The organism is Rhizobium sp. BR 315 (assembly GCF_050577975.1).
GTDB lineage: Bacteria > Pseudomonadota > Alphaproteobacteria > Rhizobiales > Rhizobiaceae > Rhizobium > Rhizobium miluonense.
Window position 1 is genome coordinate 86,099 of sequence record NZ_JARWKZ010000022.1, and the last position, 16,785, is coordinate 102,883.

Consider the following 16,785-nt stretch of genomic DNA (forward strand, 5'->3'; position numbering starts at 1 on the left):
GTCAACCCGACGATTGAACACCTCTTTGTGAGGGATTGGAAGTGCCGTGACCTTGACAAACGACCTACCAGAAGGTAGGCAGCGACATGAAATCAACGACTTCCACTTCCGAGAAAGTTCTCGACTCTGCGCAGTCTCTCATCGTCGCCGGAGGCTACAACGGGTTCAGCTATGCTGATATCTCGGCGGCGATCGGCATCAGAAAGGCCAGTATCCACCATCATTTTGCGACGAAGGCCGAGCTGGTTTCGGCGCTGGTGGATCGCTACCGGCAGCAGGCGGAAACGGGGCTGAATTCTCTTCGTGAACAGTTCCCAAGCCCTGCCGAACAATTACAGTCCTATGTGAATTTCTGGCAGGCGTGCATTCGCGACGCCTCGTTGCCCTTCTGCGTCTGTGCGATGCTCGCTTGCGAGATGCAGATGCTGCCGGAAGACGTCGCATCCCGCGTACGCGCCCATTTCAATAGTCTCGCACAATGGCTTACCTCGGTGCTGGAAGCTGGAGCCGAGCAGAACCTGTTCCGATTGGCCAAGCAGCCGGAAGAGGAGGCCCAAATGCTGATGGCGTCCGTTCATGGGGCAATGCTTTCTGCGAGAGCGTTCAGCAATCCCGGACTGTTCACCACGATCGTCTCCCCCCAGATCGCCAAGCTGCTGACGCCGCATAGCTAGAGAACCGCCACGCGGAAGTATTCAACAGAGGACCGTTGGGGCCGACCACACGAGCCAAAACAGGCACCAATACACCCGCCTGTCGTACCCGCTGCACATTTGCGGCGCAGGTTGGCATTCCGGAGCGATGAGAGAAAGCCAAATCGAGGCTTGATCCACCATCGACCGCCCCTAGATTTCGCCTTCGGACCGGTTGCGGAACGATGCGAATGGGGGCAGGGTCTGGCCTTGCCTTTTCGATAGCCATGGATGAGCTGATATGACGGAAAATACTTTGCAGCGGGAAGTTTTTGGGACGACGGCCGATGGGGATACCGTCTATCGCGTCAAGATCGTCGGCGGCGGATTGACCGCGCATGTTATCTCATGGGGCGCGGTCATCCAGGACCTTCGCCTTGAGGGTCACCAGCCGGCCTTGCTGCTCGGCTTCGACAATTTCCCCGACTACCCCGCCCATTCCTCCTATTTCGGCGCCACGCCCGGCCGCTGCGCCAACCGCATCGGCGCCGGCCGCTTCACGCTGGACGGCAAGCAGTACCAGCTCGAGCTCAACGAGAAGGGCGTCACGCATCTGCACGGCGGCAAGGACAATATCGCCAAGCGCAACTGGACCATCGTCGAGCACGATACCGACCGCGTCGTCCTGAAGATCGTCGATCCCGATGGCCGCGCCGGCTATCCCGGCAACTGCACGATACAGGCGACCTACCGGGTGCATGGCAACGGCGAGCTGTCTGTCACCTACGAATCGACCACCGACCAGCCTACTCTCGCCAATGTCTGCCAGCACGCCTACTTCAACCTCGACGGCCGCGACGACACGCTTGGCCACGACATCATGATCGCCGCCGATCACTACACCCCGACCGACGACAAACAGGTACCGACGGGGGAAATCCGCTCGGTCGAAGGCACCGTGTTCGATTTCCGCGAGATGTCGCCGATGAAGCGCTTCGAAGGATCGGAACAGGCGCTTTACGATCACAATTTCTGCTTCTCCAGCGAACGCATGGCCAAACGCTCCGTTGTGCTTGCCCGCAGCGTCAATTCCGGCGTGTCGCTGGAAGTCCGCACGACCGAGCCAGGCGTTCAATTCTACACCGCCTTCAAGCTCAACGTTCCGGTTCCCGGTCACGACGGCCAAAAGATCGGACCGTTCGCAGGCTTCTGCCTGGAAACCCAGGTCTGGCCGGATGCCATCAATCATGAGGGCTTCCCCAATGCCGTGCTCCGCCCGGGCGAGGTATTGCGGCAGGAAACGGATTACATCTTTACCAAGAACTGAACCGGGCATGCCCTGTTCTCACAATGATCGGCCGGGCGTCCAAAGCGCCCGGCCGATTCTTTTTGGGCCGAAGGACAGATTAACCTTGTGAATTGGTTCTAAATAGGTTCTAAATAGTCGCCATGGATAGAACCAGTTTGATCACTGAATTGAACAATCGCGGTCTCGGCGAGGGGACCGGGAGCGGGCCTCTCTATAAGCGCCTGGCGCAGGCATTGACGGGCCTTATCCAGGAAGGGCTGCTGAAGTCGGGGACGGCGCTGCCGGGCGAGCGCGATCTTGCCGGCGCCCTGCAGATCGGTCGAGTGACGGTCAGAACCGCCTATCGCGACCTGCTTGCTTCGGGGGTGATCGAATCCCGCCACGGCAGCGGCACCTTCGTCTCGCAGCATGTCGAGCGCATCGAACAGCCGCTCTGGCGCCTCTCCTCCTTCTCCGCCGACATGCGCTCTCGCGGCCGCGAGCCGGCGGCCCGCATCCTCCAGCGCACCATCAGCCCACCGGCACCGGAGGAAACCTTCCTCCTCGGCCTCGGGCTCGACGAACCCGTGCTGCGGCTCGACCGGCTGCGCTTGGCCGACGGTCAGCCGCTTGCCATCGAGCGCGCCGTCGTTCCCATGAAATTCCTGGGCGAAGAGGCCATATCCGAAGGGTCGCTCTACGATGCGCTGGCCGCCCGGGGCTTCAAGCCTGTGCGCGCGCAACAGAGGCTGACGGCCGTGACGCTGGACCCCACTTCCGCATCGATCCTGACCGTCAAGGCCGGTGCACCGGCACTCTTGATCGAGCGCGTCTCCCGCCTCGCGGACCAACGCGTCGTTGAATATACGCGCTCGCACTATCGCGGCGATGCTTATGATTTTGTTACCGAATTGAGAATTGGAGATGACCTATGAGCAAGACCCAATCCCTGATGCTGACGGAAGCCGGCCAGTCGCCGGAGGTAGTTGCAACGCTGCTTGAAAAGGAAAAGCCCGCCTTTGCCGAAATCGCGAAGCTTTTCTCCTCGACCAATCCGTCCCTGATCACCACGGCAGCGCGCGGTTCCTCCGACCACGCCGCCACCTTCTTCAAATATCTGTTCGAAATCTCCCGCGGCATCCCAGTCGCCTCCGTCGGCCCGTCGATCGCCTCCGTCTACGGCGCGCCGCTGCATTTGGAGGGTGGTATCCACTTCACGGTATCGCAGTCCGGCGGCAGCCCGGATATTATTGCGCTGCAGGCCGCCGCCAAGAAGGGCGGTGCCACGACGATCGCCGTCGTCAACGTCACAGACAGCCCGCTCGCCAAGGAAGCGGACATCGTGCTCGGCCTCAATGCCGGCAAAGAACAGAGCGTTGCCGCCACCAAGTCCTTCATCGCCGCCGCCGTCGCGCTTGCCGGCGTCACCGCTGCGATCTCGCAGGACAAGGCGCTGACTAACGGCCTCGCAAGACTGCCGGACGCACTGGCCGCAACCTCGGGCATCGACGGCAAGGCCGCCGAAGACGTGCTCTTCAACGCCTCCTCGCTCTATACGGGCGGACGCGGTCCGGCCTTCGCCATCGCGCTCGAAGCAGCATTGAAGGCCAAGGAAACCGCAGGCCTGCACGCGGAAGCCTTCTCGCTGGCGGAGCTCATGCATGGCCCAATGCGCCTCGTACAGCCGGGCTTCCCGATCGTCGCCTTCTCGCCCGACGATGCCGCCTTCCCCAACAATGCACAGGCACTGGAGCGCCTGCAGAAGCTCGGCGCCACCGCCGTCTCCTTCTCGACCGCCCCGCTTGCCGGCATCAACCTTCACATGCCCAGCACCGGCAACGGCCTGCTCGACCCGCTGGTTTCGCTGCTCTGCTACTATCGCCTGATCGAGGCAGTGACGCGCCGCAAGGGTTTCGACCCCGATAAGCCGGCTAATCTCCTCAAGGTAACGGAGACCATGTGATGGATTACAAGGTCTTTACAGGCGCCCGCATCTTCGATGGCGACCGTTTTCACGAGGACAGCGCACTCGTGATCGGCAACGGCCGCATCCATGCCATCACCAGCGTCAACGACGTGCCCGACAACGCCGAAACCATCCAGCTGAAGGGCGGCGTCCTGTCGCCGGGCTTCATCGACGCGCAGGTGAACGGCGGCGGCGGCCGCATGCTGAACGACGAACCGTCGCCGGAATCCATGTATATGATCGCCGAGGGGCACCGCCCCTACGGCACGACCTCGCTCCTGCCGACCCTCATCACCGATGTCGCGGCTGCCACGACTGCATCCATCGAAGCTGCCGTCGAAGCCGTGAAAGCCAATCGCGGCGTCGCCGGCCTGCATCTGGAAGGCCCGCATCTGGCGCCGGCCCGCAAGGGCGCGCACCTGGCCGAGCTGATGCGTCCGGTCGAGGATAGCGACGTGAGGACCTTTATCCGCGCCCGCGAGGCGATCGGCACACTGCTGGTCACCATGGCCGCCGAGCAGGTGACGGAGCGGCAGGTACAGGCGCTCGCCGAAGGCGGCGTCATCGTCAGCATCGGCCACAGCGATTGCACGACAGAGGCCGCCAATGCGCGCTTCGATGCCGGCGCCCGTGGCGTCACCCACCTTTTCAACGCCATGAGCCAGATGGGCCATCGCGCGCCCGGCCTCGTCGGCGCGGCGATCGACCATCCCGCCCCCTGGTGCGGCATCATTGCCGATGGCCATCACGTCGAGCCGACGGCACTCAGGGTCGCGCTGCGCGCCAAGCGCGGCGAAGGCCGGCTGTTTTTCGTCACCGATGCCATGTCGCTCGTCGGCACCGATCTTCCGAGCTTCACGCTGAACGGCCGCACGGTCTACCGCACCAAGGGTGGCTACTGCTCGAAGCTGACGCTGGACGATGGCACGCTGGCCGGCTCCGACGTCGATATGGCCTCGACCATCCGCTACGGCGTCAACGTGCTCGAGTTGCCGCTGGCGGAAGCCTTGCGCATGGCGACCTCCTATCCCGCCCGCTTCCTGCAGCTTGCCGATCGCGGCCACCTGACGCCGGGAACCCGCGCCGACCTCGTTCACATCAACGACGGTATCGAAGTTACCGAAACATGGATCTCGGGCCAGCCTTCGGCCTGAGACACTCGAAAAGGAAGCTCGGCATGACCGCAGTCACGGACAGCTATTTCTCCGGCCTTATCGGCCGGTTGGAAACCCTGCGCGAAGCGCTTGCCGAGCCCATGTCGAGGGCTTCCGCCGCTATTTGCGCGGCCGCACGCGCCGATCGTCGCGTCTACGTTTTCGGCACCGGCCATTCGCATATGCTGGCGGAAGAGGTGCATTATCGCGCTGGCGGTCTCGCCTTCACCGTCCCGGTGCTGGTCGGCTCGGCCATGCTGCATGAAGGTGCCGTCATCAGCTCGGTCTACGAGCGCACCGAAGGCCTCATTCGCCCGATCTTCGAGCGCTACGGCATGCAGCCGGGCGATGTACTGATCATCGCCTCCAATTCCGGCGTCAATGCAGCGCCGCTCGAGGCAGCGGATTACGGCCGCGAGATCGGTGCCACGGTCATCGCCATCACCTCGCTTGCCTATTCGGCCGCCATTGCCAACGGCCGCAGGAAGCTTGCCGATGTCGCCGATATCGTGCTGGACAACGGCCTACCGCCCGGCGACGCCATGATCGACCTGCCGGGCACCGGCCTGAAGGTCGGCCCTGCTTCGACCGCCGTCGGCACCACTGTGCTGAACGCCATCTTTGCCGATGTCGCCGCCGAACTTTGCAAGGATGGCGATCCGCCCGTCTACCTCAGCGCCAACATGCCCGGCGCCAAGGAAACCAATCAGCGGCTGGTCAAGAAGTACCGTCCGCGTAATCCGCATCTTTAGGGTAATGACAGGAAAACTGCGGAATTAGGTAGCAAATGCCACAAGATTCCAGACACTGAAATTGTTACCTCTAGCTCTTCCGATGGAGTTGGATTGTATGGTGTCGATCGTCGAGGAATTGAAGGGCAAGCTGGCCGAGCTGGATGCCAGGCTTGAGGAGATAGAGGTCGAAGCGCTCGCCTTGGAATCGCAGAAGGCGGCGTTCGTAACCGTGATCAAGGTCTTTGATCCAGCGCGGCATCTGCGGCTCCTCAGCCGCCCAAGAGGAAGGATCGATCTACACCTGGTCGCCGTGTGACCGACCTTCTCAGAGGCCGTGATGTCCGCCGCAGTGTGCTTGAAATCCTCCGAGACGCGGAAGAGCCGATCCTTGCAGGTGATCGGTCGAAACAGTTTGCTGAACGAGAAGGCTTCGGGTCCGAGATCGACGGGATTAGTCCGAACCTTGCCGGTCGATTTTCTGGCCTGCTCGAACGTATGGAGCAGACAGGGCTGGTTCGCTCGTCAGGTGCTTCCGATGGTCGTCTAAATTGTGGGAGATCGTGTCCGGAAATTTATGGGGCCATTACACGCGGTCGAATAATGTTTACCACGCGCTGATGTAAGTGCGACTCTAAGTTGGGGCTGCAGATGACGCGGGAGAAGGCTCTCGTCCATGACATTTCTTTTTCTCAGTAAACCGATATGGCGAAAGTTGTAATAGCGTATCGGTAAAAGTTTCAATAGAAATCTGGTGAAAGTATCAATAGAGTGCTGGTGGAACCGTCAATAGCGCCCTGGTGGAACTGTCAGTACGCGTTGGACTTCTCGGCCCACACCTGGTTCTCGATGCGCTCTGCCGCACCCTGCCAGTAGCCGCAGAGGTTCTCCGACGTCGTGCGATGGGTGACGGTGTGCAGCACATCGGCGAGTTGCCAACGCAACCCCATGTAGCGAGTGTCCTCCTTCCAGGCGACCATCGCCATCTACCAGTCCAGGTACTTGACCGAGAAGCGGTGATGAATGCCGACATGCGCGCGCTCGGCGCTGGCGAAGAAGCTCTCGATCCTGTTCGTGTCGGTGCCATCCTCGGTCTGGTACGCCAGGCTGTGGTTCACGCGCCAAAGGATCGCCAACCCGACGAGGTCGAGAGATATGGTTATATGTGCCCGCAGGTTGATGGCTATTTCAAACACCAACCTTGTGGCATTTGCCACCTAATTCCGGAAAACTGCCGAGCAGTTTCTCTTGCGCAACAGCGCGAAAAACAAACGAATAGGGGGTTGAGCGCTTCCGTGAAACGCTCAACCCCTTAATCCATATCACTGTGCCGCGGTGTCGATAGCCGATGGCTCCTGAGCGGCAGCTTCGGCCTGTCTGCGCCGCCGGCGCAGAACGACGTAGAAGACCGGCGTCAGGAACAGGCCGAACAGCGTCACGCCGAGCATGCCGGAGAAGACGGCCGTGCCGAGCGACTGGCGCATTTCCGCGCCCGGGCCGGTGGCGATCATCAGCGGCACGACGCCGAAGATGAAGGCGAAGGCCGTCATCAGGATCGGGCGCAGACGCAGATGGCTAGCCTCGATCGCCGCTTCGACCGCGCTTTTTCCCTCAGCCTGCGCCTGCCGGGCGAACTCGACGATCAGGATCGCGTTCTTGGCCGCAAGGCCGATCAGCACGATGAGCCCGATCTGCGTGAGGATGTTGTTGTCCATACCTCTGAGATGCACGCCGATCAGTGCCGCCAGAACCGCCAGCGGCACGATGAGGATGATGGCGAGCGGCAGGACCCAGCTTTCATACTGCGCCGAGAGCGCCAGGAAGACGAAGATGACCGACAGGGCAAAGATGTAGATTGCCGTATTGCCGGTATGCCTCTCCTGATAGGCGAGTTCCGTCCATTCGAAAGTCGTGCCCGCTGGCAACAGGTTCTTTGCCAGCCCCTCCATAGTGTCCAGAGCCGTGCCCGTGGAGACACCCGGCCCCGGATTGCCCTGGAGAGGAACTGAGACATACATATTGTAGCGCTGCACGAGCGCCGGTCCGGTCGTGTCGCGAATATCGACCAGCGTCCCGAGCGGCACCAGCGCCCCGGTCGCCGAGCGAACCTTCAGCGCGAGAATATCGTCGCGATCCATGCGATATTGCTGATCGGCCTGCGCCCGCACCTGGTAGACGCGGCCGAAGGCATTGAAGTCGTTGACGTATGACGTGCCGAGGTTGATCGACAGCGTCTCGAAGATATTCGGGATCGGCACGTTTAGTGCGCGCGCCTTGTCGCGGTCGATCGCCAGGAAGTATTGCGGGCTATTGGCGGAGAAGGTCGTGAAGACACCGCTGACGCCCTTGTTCTGCGCGGCGGCGCCCATCATTTGATAGGCGAGCGGCAGGATGCGGCGCATATCAGCATTTTCCCGGTCCATGATCTGCATCTTGAAGCCGCCGGAATTGCCGACGCCGCGGATCGAGGGCGGCGGAATGGCGATGATGAAGGCTTCCTGGATGCCCTGGAGGCTGCCATAGAGCTGGCCGATGATCTTGGTGGCCGAATCTCCGGACTTCAACCGCTCCTCGAAGGGCTTGAACGGCGTGAAGATGACACCCGAGTTCGAGGCGTTGGTAAAGGTCGCACCGTTAAAGCCGGCGAAGGCGACGGCGTTCTCGATGCCCGGCGTCTTCTTGATGATTTCAGTCGCCTTCTGGATGACCGCATTCGTGCGCGCCAGCGAAGCGCCGTCTGGCAGCTGCACGACGACAATGGCATAGCCCTGGTCCATTGTGGGAACGAAGCCCTGCGGGACGATCCTGCCCATGTACCAAGTGCCGGCCAGGAGCGCGGCAAAGACGAGAAGCGCGCAGGCGAGTGCCGTCCAGGTCGTGACGAGGTGGCGCACGATCCAGGAATAACCGCTGCTCATCCGCTCGAAGCCGCGATTGAATCCATCACCCAAAGCACGGCCGAACCGCGCAAAGATATTGTTGGATTTCTTGTGGCTATGCGGGCGCAAAACGATCGCGGCAATCGCCGGCGACAGGGTCAGCGAGTTCAGGCAGGAAATCGCCGTCGCGACCGAAATCGTCACCGCGAACTGCCTGTAGAACTGCCCAGAGATACCCGGAATGAACGCCGTTGGCACGAAGACCGCGATGAGGACCAGCGAGATCGCCAGAACGGCAGTGCCCACCTCGTTCATCGTGACATGCGACGCCTCTTTCGGCGTCATGCCGAGCGCGAGATTGCGCTCGACATTCTCGACCACCACGATCGCATCGTCGACGACGATACCGATGGCGAGCACCAGGCCGAACAGCGTCAGCATATTCAGCGAGAAGCCGAAGGCCAAGAGGAAGGCAAAGGTGCCGATCAGCGAAACCGGGATGGCAACGATCGGAATGATCGCCGTTCGCCACGATTGCAGGAAGACCAGCACGACGATGGCGACGAGAATGGCCGCTTCGAAGATGGTCTTGTAGACCTCATGGATCGATTCGGCGATGAACTCGGTCGGATTATAGATGATGCGATATTCGAGGCCCTGCGGGAAATCCCGTGACAGATCCTGCATGGTCTTCTGAATATCGGCGGCGGCGGCAAGCGCATTGGTGCCTGGCCGGGCGAAGACGCCCAGCGCGACCGCAGGGCTGCCGTTCAGGTAGCTGTTGGTGACATAATCCTGCGCGCCGAGTTCGATGCGCGCGACATCCTGCAGCTGCACGAGGCGGCCATTGCCGGTCGCCTTGACGATGACGTAGCGGAATTGCCGCGCATCGGAAAAGCGCCCTTGCGTCGTCACTGTATATTGGAAGGCGTTGGTGCCCGAGACGGGTGGTCCGCCGATCGTGCCGCCGGAAACCTGCACGTTCTGATCCCGAAGCGCCTGAACGATGTCGCCTGCCGTCATGCCGTAGCCGGCGAGCTTTTGCGGATCGAGCCAGATGCGCAGCGAATATTGCCGCTCGCCGAAGAGCTGCACGTCGCCGACGCCATCCAGCCGGACGAGGACGTCGCGGATACGCGTGCGGGCATAGTTGGAGATGTAGAGCTGGTCGTAGCGATTGTTCGGCGACAGGAGATGCACGACCATCATCAGGTCGGGCGAGCTCTTGACCGTCGTGATGCCAATGCGGCGGACATCGTCAGGCAGGCGCGGCTCGGCAATGGCGACGCGGTTTTGCACCAGCACCTGTGCTTTGTCGAGATCGGTGCCGAGCTTGAACGTGATCGTCAGTGCCATGGAGCCGTCGGCGCTGGAATAGGAAGACATGTAGAGCATGTCCTCGACGCCGTTGATTTCCTGCTCGATCGGCGTCGCCACCGTATCGGCAATGGTCTGCGCGTCGGCGCCGGGATAAGAGGTGCGAATTACGATTGTCGGAGGTGCGACCTCGGGATATTGCGCCACCGGCAGCTGGAAATAGGCGATGCCGCCGACGATCAGCAGCACGATGGAAAGAACCGACGCGAAAATCGGCCGGTCGACGAAAAAGTGGGAAAACCTCATTGGTCCGTCCCCTGTATATCGGCCTGCGCCGGCGGCTCGTCATTCGTCGCCTGCTGCGGCAATTCGATCAGCTGAGGCGTCACTTTGACGCCCGGCCGGATGCGCATCAGCCCGTTGACGACGATCGTCTCGTCGCCGGTCATGCCGTCGCGAATGACGCGGTAGCCATAGAGCTTCGGCCCGACGCGCACGGGCTTCGGCGTAATATTGCCAGCGGTATCGGCGACATAGACGACGCGCTGGTTCTGGTCCGAGCCAATGGCTTCGTCTGGAACAAGGATCGCCTTGTAGCTGTTGGACCCCCTTACCTGGATACGCCCGAACAGGCCAGGCTGTAGAACCAGATTGGGATTCGGGAACCTGGCACGGACGCGGATCGTGCCAGATTCGTTGTCGACGCGGTTTTCGGCAAAGTCGAGTTTGCCCTTGAACGGCTTCTGCTTGGGATCGGCGATCGTCACAGTGACATCGAGCCCGCCGCCGCCCTGCWGCAGGGCGCTGCCGTTCTTGCGGGCTTCATCGGCATAAGAAAGCAGCCGGCGCTCGTCGACATCGAAATAGAAGTCGATGGGATCAAGGGACACAATGGTCGTCAGCGCAGTCTGATCGGCCTGCACGAGGTTGCCGACCGAGATCAGCCGCCGGTCGATCCGGCCGCTGAGCGGCGCTGTGATCCTGGTGAAATCCATATCGAGATTGGCGCGGTCGACCGTCGCTTCCGCGCCGCGCACATTCGCTTGAGCGGAAATGAGATCGCGGCGACGATCATCGAGGGTCGATGCCGACTGGCTGCCTGTTGTCGACAAGGATTCTGCGCGCTTATACTGCGCATCGGCGAGCGTCAGCGACGATTTCGCTACCTCCAGCGAGGCCGTCGCCTCGTTCAGCGTCGTGATAAAGGGCCGCTGGTCGATAACAAACAGCAGGTCCCCCTGCTTGACTATGGCGCCGTCCTTGAAATGCACTTCCTGAAGATAACCGCCGACGCGCGAGCGCACGGACACCTCGTCGACCGCCTGAAAGCGGCCGATGAACTCATCGCTGTCTATGACGTCACGAATGACGGGCTTGGCCACAGTAACGGGCACAGCCGGTGGAGCGCCCTGCGCAAGCACTTGGCTACCTGAGAAAACGGCAAAAACACAGCTAAATAAAACGGTACGCGGCAGCATAGGCATGAAGCCCCCCTCGAAAAACCGCGTACGGCAAAAGCGCCGTTATCACGGTAAGCGCTCACGAAATTTGCCTGCAACTTTCCACGAAGAGCCTGGCGCCGTCGGACGCAATGCAATCAGGTCACTTCGGACTTCCCAACATGCGCCACAGGCCGCACCGACCCGGGTATCATCCAGCCAGAGGGCCGGCACCACATGTTCATGTATAAACGGTTTATCGGATTCGACAACAGAGAATGACGCGGGTGCGCGCGAACGCAACCGATTGTTTTCATTATCTGGAAAGACGCCTATAAGATGAGTTGGCAGGGCTCTTCAGCCCTCCAGCTCCTCGCGCAGCATCTCGAGCTCAAGCCACTCTTCTTCCATTTTGATCAGGCTTTCCCGCAGCGTTTCCATCTCTGCAGCGAGACGATTGAAGGTTGCAGGATCCTTGGAGAAGAGGTTCGGATCGGCCATTTTCTGCTCGCGGGCGGCAATTTCAGCTTCGGCCCTGGCCATTTCCTTCGGCAGGTTTTCCAGAGCGAACTTCTGCTTGTAGGAAAGCTTGCCCTTACCCTTCGAACCCTCGGCAGCCGGTGCCGCAGCTTCGGTTGATTTGGGCTTCTCGGCTGCCTTTTCCGCTCGTTTGCGCTCCTCGATGGCACCCTTGCGCTGGGCGAGCATATCGGAATAGCCGCCGGCATATTCGATCCAGCGCCCGTCAGGCTCCTCCGGATTGGCGGGCGCGATCGTCGAGCTCACGGTGCGGTCGAGAAAATCGCGGTCGTGGCTGACGAGGATGACCGTGCCGGAAAACCCGGAAACGATTTCCTGCAGCAGATCCAGCGTCTCGATATCAAGGTCGTTGGTGGGCTCGTCGAGGATCAGGAGGTTTGTCGGCCGCGACAAAATACGCGCCAGCATCAGGCGAGCGCGCTCGCCACCGGAGAGATTCTTGATCGGCGTGCGCGCCTGCTCCGGCTGGAACAGGAATTCCTTCATGTAGCCGGTCACATGCCGCTGCTCACCATTGACGAGCAGGTTCTCGCCGCGTCCGTCGGTCAGGTAGTTGGCGAGGGTCTCTTCCGGATTGAGTTCCTCGCGCTTCTGGTCGAGCGTTGCGATTTCCAGGTTGGTACCGAGCTTTACCGTACCGGTGTCGGGTGCAAGTTGGCCGGTCAACATCTTCAAAAGCGTGGTCTTGCCGGCCCCGTTCGGGCCAACGAGACCGATGCAATCACCGCGATGCACGCGCATCGAAAACGGTGCGACGATGGCGCGGTCACCATAGGTCTTGGTGATCTTGTCCGCCTCGATCACCAGCTTGCCGCTTTCCTGCGCATCGGACGCAGCCGCCTGCACCGTGCCCAGAGCACCCTTGTGGCCGCGATGGCGCGAGCGCATATCCTGCAATTCGCCAAGCCGGCGCATGTTGCGCTTGCGCCGGGCGGTCACGCCATAACGCAGCCAATGCTCCTCGCGCTCGATTGCCTTGCCGAGCTTGTGCTGCTCCAGCTCCTCGGCTTCCAGCACCTGATCGCGCCAGGCTTCGAAATGGCCAAAGCCCCTGTCCAGCCGGCGCGAGGTGCCGCGATCGAGCCACACCGTCGCCGTCGAGACTTTCTCAAGGAAACGACGGTCGTGCGAAATCAGCACGAGCGCGCTGCGGCTCTTCTGCAGCTCGCCTTCCAGCCATTCGATGGTCGGGAGATCCAGATGGTTCGTCGGCTCGTCGAGCAGGAGGATATCCGGCTCCGGCGCCATGACGCGGGCCAGAGCCGCGCGACGCGCCTCGCCGCCCGAAAGGTTCTTCGGGTCTTCCTCGCCAGTCAGGCCGAGATGCGAGAGAAGATAGGTGACGCGATAGGGATCGTCGCCCGGTCCGAGGCCGGCTTCGGCATAGGCGGCCACCGTCTTGTAACCGGCGAAATCGGGCGCCTGTTCGAGATAGCGCACGGTCGACGAGGGATGGCGGAACACTTCACCGGACTGCGCCTCGACCATGCCGGCAGCGATCTTCAGAAGCGTCGACTTGCCGGAGCCGTTACGCCCGACCAGGCAGATCTTGTCACCCGGCTCTACCTGCAGTCCGGCACCGGCCAGAAGGGGCGCGCCGCCGAAGCTCAGGAAGATATCGTCGAGTTTCAGAATGGGAGGGGCCAAGATCAGACTCCACTAAGATCATAAGGGCGGGCAAGAACGATCGCCTTGCCGCTGCCGAGCGAAAAGCGCACCGGGCCTTCCGCCACATTGGAAATTGTCCGCGACGCGCCGAAGGGCAGATGGAAGTCGCGCAACGGATAACGGGCGTTATCGATGAAAAGACCCGTCAGATCGCTGAAACCAAGAACCGAAAACAGCGAGCCGGCCGGAAGATCCAGCTCCAGTTTTCCCGGCGGGAGCGGCACGGCCTCTTCATCGCCCGAAGTCAACAGCACATCGAAGCCCTTCTCGGCGAGCTGGAGACCATAGAGCAGATGCTGGATTGCATGATCCGAGCGCTCGCCGCCCATGGCGCCGGCCAGGATCAGCCTGACGGCGCCGCGATCGATCGCCTCCGATACGGCAATCTCGCCGTCGGTCGCCGCTTTCGCCGCCGGATAGGGCTGCTTCGGGACCTCGGGAAATGCTCCAAGCAGATCCGCGGGCGTAGAATCGAAATCACCGACCCATAGCTCTGGCTCGGCTCCAAGGGCGATGGCATGGCGCATGCCGCCATCGGCTGCGATAAAACGGCTGCCGGAAACCGCAGCACGCAGCCGGTCCGTCAGACGAAGCTCGCCGCCGAGAAGAATGGTGAAGGTGGTGGACTGGTTCATGGGCCAAGCCCATAGCGCAAAGTCGTATCCATAGGGAAGAGCGCCGTTCGCCAGAACAGCCCCCGCGGGCCGGTCAGTCGGTCGTTTCCTTCATGTTCGCCTGGAAAACGCGTTCATAACCGCTGACATAGCGATCGAACAGAAACGAGAAGCTCTCGATATCTTCGGGCGACCAATCGGCAAAGATGCTTCCGATAACGGCATACTTCTGCACCTGGATTTCCGACAGCAAGCGCTGCCCGAGCGCGGTGAGCACCACGACGATACGCCGTGCATCGGCCTGCGATGCCTTGCGACGCAACACCCCGCGGGCCACCATGTCGGCAGCGATGCGGCTCGCCCGCGACGGATCGATACGCAGCAACTCGGCGATCGTGCCGACGGTCACTTCGCCCGTGCCCTCCGCCCGCCGCACCACGTCGAGCACATCGAGATGCGAAAGCTCGAGCCCGGGGGCAACATTCTGAATGGCAAGCCTGCCGATCATGCGACGGCCCGTCAGCAGGCGCATGCGCATCATCGCCTGACCGATGCGCAGGAACTTCTCGTCTTCGGCCGGCGTCGGAGCTTCAACGTCACGTGTATTCGTCGCAGATGTCATCCCTCCACCATAGCAGAGGTCGAGAAGAAACAAAACATGCAAATGGCATTCACTTGCCATTGACAATTATATGCTAATAGCACATATGTTTCACCCATGAAGACTGGGCGTCCCGCGCATTCGCTCGATAGCGCAACGTCTCGGCCAAGCTCGGATTTCTTGCTCCATGGATATGCAGACAACGTTCAAGCCGCTCGTGGAGGATCATAAACGGCGGCTTATTCTCTTCCTGTTCCTGATGACCGCCATGTTCATGGCGACGCTCGACAACCAGATCGTATCGACAGCGCTCCCCACCATCGTCGGCGAGTTTGGGCATCTGGAACGCTTCGGCTGGATCGGATCGGCCTATCTTCTCTCGCTGTCAGCCGTCATGCCCGTCTATGGCAAGCTCGGCGATCTCTTCGGCCGCAAATATGTGATGATGACGGCGATCGCGATCTTCACCATCGGCTCCGCGGTCTGCGGCCTTGCCGTTTCGATGAACACGCTGATCGCCGCTCGCGTGCTGCAGGGCTTCGGCGGCGGCGGCATCATGGTATCGATCTTCGCAGTCAACGCCGACCTCTTCGAGCCGCGTGAGCGCGCCCGCTATCAAAGCTATTCGAGCCTCGTGCTGATGGCGTCGGGCGCCATCGGACCCGTTCTCGGCGGGACGATGAGCGATCTGTTCGGCTGGCGCTCGATCTTCCTCGTCAACGTGCCGATCGGCTTCGTCGTCTTGACTGGCCTCGCGCTCATGCTGCCCTACCGCAAGCCGGCCCGCCGGCCGAAGATCGACTATGCAGGTGCGATCGTTCTTGCCTTGACGACGACAAGCATCGTGCTCGCCGCCGATGGCACCGAACTCTTCGGATCGCTGCTATCGCCGCAATGCCTCGGCATCATCGCCTTCGGCATGATCTGCGCCGTGACCTGGGTCTTCATCGAGCGGCGCGCGCCCGAGCCAATCGTGCCGATGACGCTGTTCCGCAATCCGACATTCGGCCTGCTCCTGATGATCTCGATCACCAGCGGCGGCGTCGCCATCGGCATGGTCAACTACTTCGCACTCTTTCTGCAGACGACGACGGGCCTGTCCCCCTCGATGGCCGGGCTGCTGTTCATCCTCCTGACCGGCGGCATCGTCTGCGGTTCGCTGTCGGCAGGCCGGTTGATCGCCGCAAAGGGCCGTTATAAGCCTTTTGCCGTCGCCAGCGCCGCCTGCAGCACCATTGCGTTCACCTCGCTCGCCTTTGTTCATGCCGGCACGCCCATCGTCTTGATCGGCGGCCTGATGCTTCTGCATGGCATCGGCATCGGCCTTGCCCAACAGGTGCCCGTCATCGGCGTGCAGAACGCCGCCGGAAGCCGTGACGTCGGTGCCGCCACCGGCGCGGTCACCCTATCGCGCATGGGCGGCGCCTCGATCGCCATCTCAATCTACGGCGCGATCATCGCCGCCAAACTCGGCAATGTCGGCGCTTCCATCGCCGGCGTCGCCGACATCGAGGAATTGACGCCGAAGATGATGGCCGCCTTGCCGGCAGCAACCCGCGAAGCCGTCGCCAACGCCTATGCAGGCGCCTTCGGTCCGCTGTTCATGACGGCCGCCGGCATCTGCCTGTTCGGCCTCCTGACCTCGCTGACGCTGAAGAACGTGCAGCTTCCCGGCGCAACGAAGAAATTCGAAAGCGCGCCTGCCGCTCAAGCTGCCGAGTAGATCGCACATGCTGCAATCGACAAGGGAATCATTTCCCTTCAGATTGCTGACAAACCCCTGGCCTTGGCTGGGGGTTTATGATTCACTGGGACATGTTGAAGAAACCCGCTCCCGAACAGACGGCTCTCGAGATGGTGACGCTCGACAGTCTGGTGCCCCGGGATCACCTGCTTCGCAAGATCGACGCGGTGATCGACTTCTCGTTCATCCATGATCGCGTCGCCGGCCTGTAC

15 protein-coding genes and 1 pseudogene are annotated in these 16,785 nt (G+C 61.5%); 9 read left to right on the forward strand and 7 right to left on the reverse strand.

The genetic code is table 11. The annotated features are described in order from the left end of the window. The first annotated feature begins 86 nt into the window (after positions 1–86). The 7 genes from QD409_RS20625 to QD409_RS20655 all read left to right on the forward strand — a co-directional run bounded on the left by QD409_RS20625 (position 87) and on the right by QD409_RS20655 (position 6,090). Entirely contained in the window at positions 87–674 is a 588-nt protein-coding gene (locus tag QD409_RS20625; protein ID WP_430763549.1) for a TetR/AcrR family transcriptional regulator, read from the forward strand. 259 nt (positions 675–933) lie between these two features. Next, a complete protein-coding gene (locus tag QD409_RS20630) occupies positions 934–1,959 on the forward strand; it encodes an aldose epimerase family protein (RefSeq protein WP_430763550.1) in 1,026 nt (341 codons plus the stop codon). 122 nt (positions 1,960–2,081) lie between these two features. Further along, entirely contained in the window at positions 2,082–2,855 is a 774-nt protein-coding gene (locus tag QD409_RS20635; RefSeq protein WP_430763551.1) for a GntR family transcriptional regulator, read from the forward strand. Beyond that, complete coding sequence (locus QD409_RS20640; protein WP_430763552.1) at positions 2,852–3,883, forward strand: SIS domain-containing protein; 1,032 nt, start codon at positions 2,852–2,854, stop codon at positions 3,881–3,883. The genes QD409_RS20635 and QD409_RS20640 overlap by 4 nt, the downstream gene beginning before the upstream one ends. Continuing rightward, a complete protein-coding gene (gene nagA / locus QD409_RS20645; protein ID WP_430763553.1) occupies positions 3,883–5,040 on the forward strand; it encodes an N-acetylglucosamine-6-phosphate deacetylase in 1,158 nt (385 codons plus the stop codon). Before QD409_RS20640 ends, nagA begins: the two co-directional genes overlap by 1 nt. A gap of 23 nt (positions 5,041–5,063) precedes the next feature. Further along, positions 5,064–5,792 (forward strand): SIS domain-containing protein, encoded by a 729-nt coding sequence (locus QD409_RS20650; protein WP_430763554.1) that lies wholly within the window; start codon positions 5,064–5,066, stop codon positions 5,790–5,792. Between the two features lie 97 nt (positions 5,793–5,889). Further along, positions 5,890–6,090 (forward strand): hypothetical protein, encoded by a 201-nt coding sequence (locus tag QD409_RS20655; protein ID WP_430763555.1) that lies wholly within the window; start codon positions 5,890–5,892, stop codon positions 6,088–6,090. A gap of 490 nt (positions 6,091–6,580) precedes the next feature. On the opposite strand, the gene QD409_RS20660 is transcribed toward QD409_RS20655, so the two are convergent. The 7 genes from QD409_RS20660 to QD409_RS20690 all read right to left on the reverse strand — a co-directional run bounded on the left by QD409_RS20660 (position 6,581) and on the right by QD409_RS20690 (position 14,850). Continuing rightward, positions 6,581–6,757 carry a hypothetical protein gene (locus QD409_RS20660; protein WP_430763556.1) on the reverse strand — a complete coding sequence of 59 codons (177 nt, stop codon included), beginning with the start codon at positions 6,755–6,757 and terminating at the stop codon, positions 6,581–6,583. Beyond that, complete coding sequence (locus tag QD409_RS20665; RefSeq protein WP_430763557.1) at positions 6,758–6,988, reverse strand: transposase; 231 nt, start codon at positions 6,986–6,988, stop codon at positions 6,758–6,760. 105 nt (positions 6,989–7,093) lie between these two features. Then, on the reverse strand, positions 7,094–10,273 hold the full coding sequence (locus tag QD409_RS20670) for an efflux RND transporter permease subunit (RefSeq protein WP_092848015.1): 3,180 nt from the start codon (positions 10,271–10,273) through the stop codon (positions 7,094–7,096). Further along, positions 10,270–11,451, reverse strand: coding sequence for an efflux RND transporter periplasmic adaptor subunit (locus QD409_RS20675; protein ID WP_430763558.1), 1,182 nt, complete (start codon positions 11,449–11,451; stop codon positions 10,270–10,272). The genes QD409_RS20670 and QD409_RS20675 overlap by 4 nt, the downstream gene beginning before the upstream one ends. Before the next feature lie 312 nt (positions 11,452–11,763). After that, a complete protein-coding gene (locus QD409_RS20680) occupies positions 11,764–13,593 on the reverse strand; it encodes an ABC-F family ATP-binding cassette domain-containing protein (RefSeq protein ID WP_092848010.1) in 1,830 nt (609 codons plus the stop codon). 2 nt (positions 13,594–13,595) lie between these two features. Next, entirely contained in the window at positions 13,596–14,249 is a 654-nt protein-coding gene (locus QD409_RS20685) for a thiamine diphosphokinase (RefSeq protein WP_092848006.1), read from the reverse strand. Between the two features lie 73 nt (positions 14,250–14,322). After that, positions 14,323–14,850 (reverse strand): MarR family winged helix-turn-helix transcriptional regulator, encoded by a 528-nt coding sequence (locus tag QD409_RS20690; RefSeq protein WP_208858646.1) that lies wholly within the window; start codon positions 14,848–14,850, stop codon positions 14,323–14,325. A gap of 166 nt (positions 14,851–15,016) precedes the next feature. On the opposite strand from QD409_RS20690, the gene QD409_RS20695 reads away from it, so the two are divergent. Together QD409_RS20695 and QD409_RS20700 are read left to right on the forward strand one after the other, a co-directional pair. Then, positions 15,017–16,552 (forward strand): MDR family MFS transporter, encoded by a 1,536-nt coding sequence (locus QD409_RS20695; RefSeq protein ID WP_430763559.1) that lies wholly within the window; start codon positions 15,017–15,019, stop codon positions 16,550–16,552. A 92-nt stretch (positions 16,553–16,644) separates the two neighbouring features. Then, positions 16,645–16,785, forward strand: a pseudogene (locus QD409_RS20700) (IS5/IS1182 family transposase); the annotation flags it as partial.

Bases quoted from the DNA above. Each gene is read 5' to 3' on its own strand.
- QD409_RS20690 (WP_208858646.1), bottom strand. From the start codon at position 14,850: ATGACATCTGCGACGAATACACGTGACGTTGAAGCTCCGACGCCGGCC.
- QD409_RS20660 (WP_430763556.1), bottom strand. From the start codon at position 6,757: ATGGCGATGGTCGCCTGGAAGGAGGACACTCGCTACATGGGGTTGCGT.
- nagA (WP_430763553.1), top strand. From the start codon at position 3,883: ATGGATTACAAGGTCTTTACAGGCGCCCGCATCTTCGATGGCGACCGT.
- QD409_RS20695 (WP_430763559.1), top strand. From the start codon at position 15,017: ATGGATATGCAGACAACGTTCAAGCCGCTCGTGGAGGATCATAAACGG.
- QD409_RS20625 (WP_430763549.1), top strand. From the start codon at position 87: ATGAAATCAACGACTTCCACTTCCGAGAAAGTTCTCGACTCTGCGCAG.
- QD409_RS20635 (WP_430763551.1), top strand. From the start codon at position 2,082: ATGGATAGAACCAGTTTGATCACTGAATTGAACAATCGCGGTCTCGGC.
- QD409_RS20640 (WP_430763552.1), top strand. From the start codon at position 2,852: ATGAGCAAGACCCAATCCCTGATGCTGACGGAAGCCGGCCAGTCGCCG.
- QD409_RS20630 (WP_430763550.1), top strand. From the start codon at position 934: ATGACGGAAAATACTTTGCAGCGGGAAGTTTTTGGGACGACGGCCGAT.
- QD409_RS20650 (WP_430763554.1), top strand. From the start codon at position 5,064: ATGACCGCAGTCACGGACAGCTATTTCTCCGGCCTTATCGGCCGGTTG.
- QD409_RS20655 (WP_430763555.1), top strand. From the start codon at position 5,890: ATGGTGTCGATCGTCGAGGAATTGAAGGGCAAGCTGGCCGAGCTGGAT.
- QD409_RS20685 (WP_092848006.1), bottom strand. From the start codon at position 14,249: ATGAACCAGTCCACCACCTTCACCATTCTTCTCGGCGGCGAGCTTCGT.
- QD409_RS20670 (WP_092848015.1), bottom strand. From the start codon at position 10,273: ATGAGGTTTTCCCACTTTTTCGTCGACCGGCCGATTTTCGCGTCGGTT.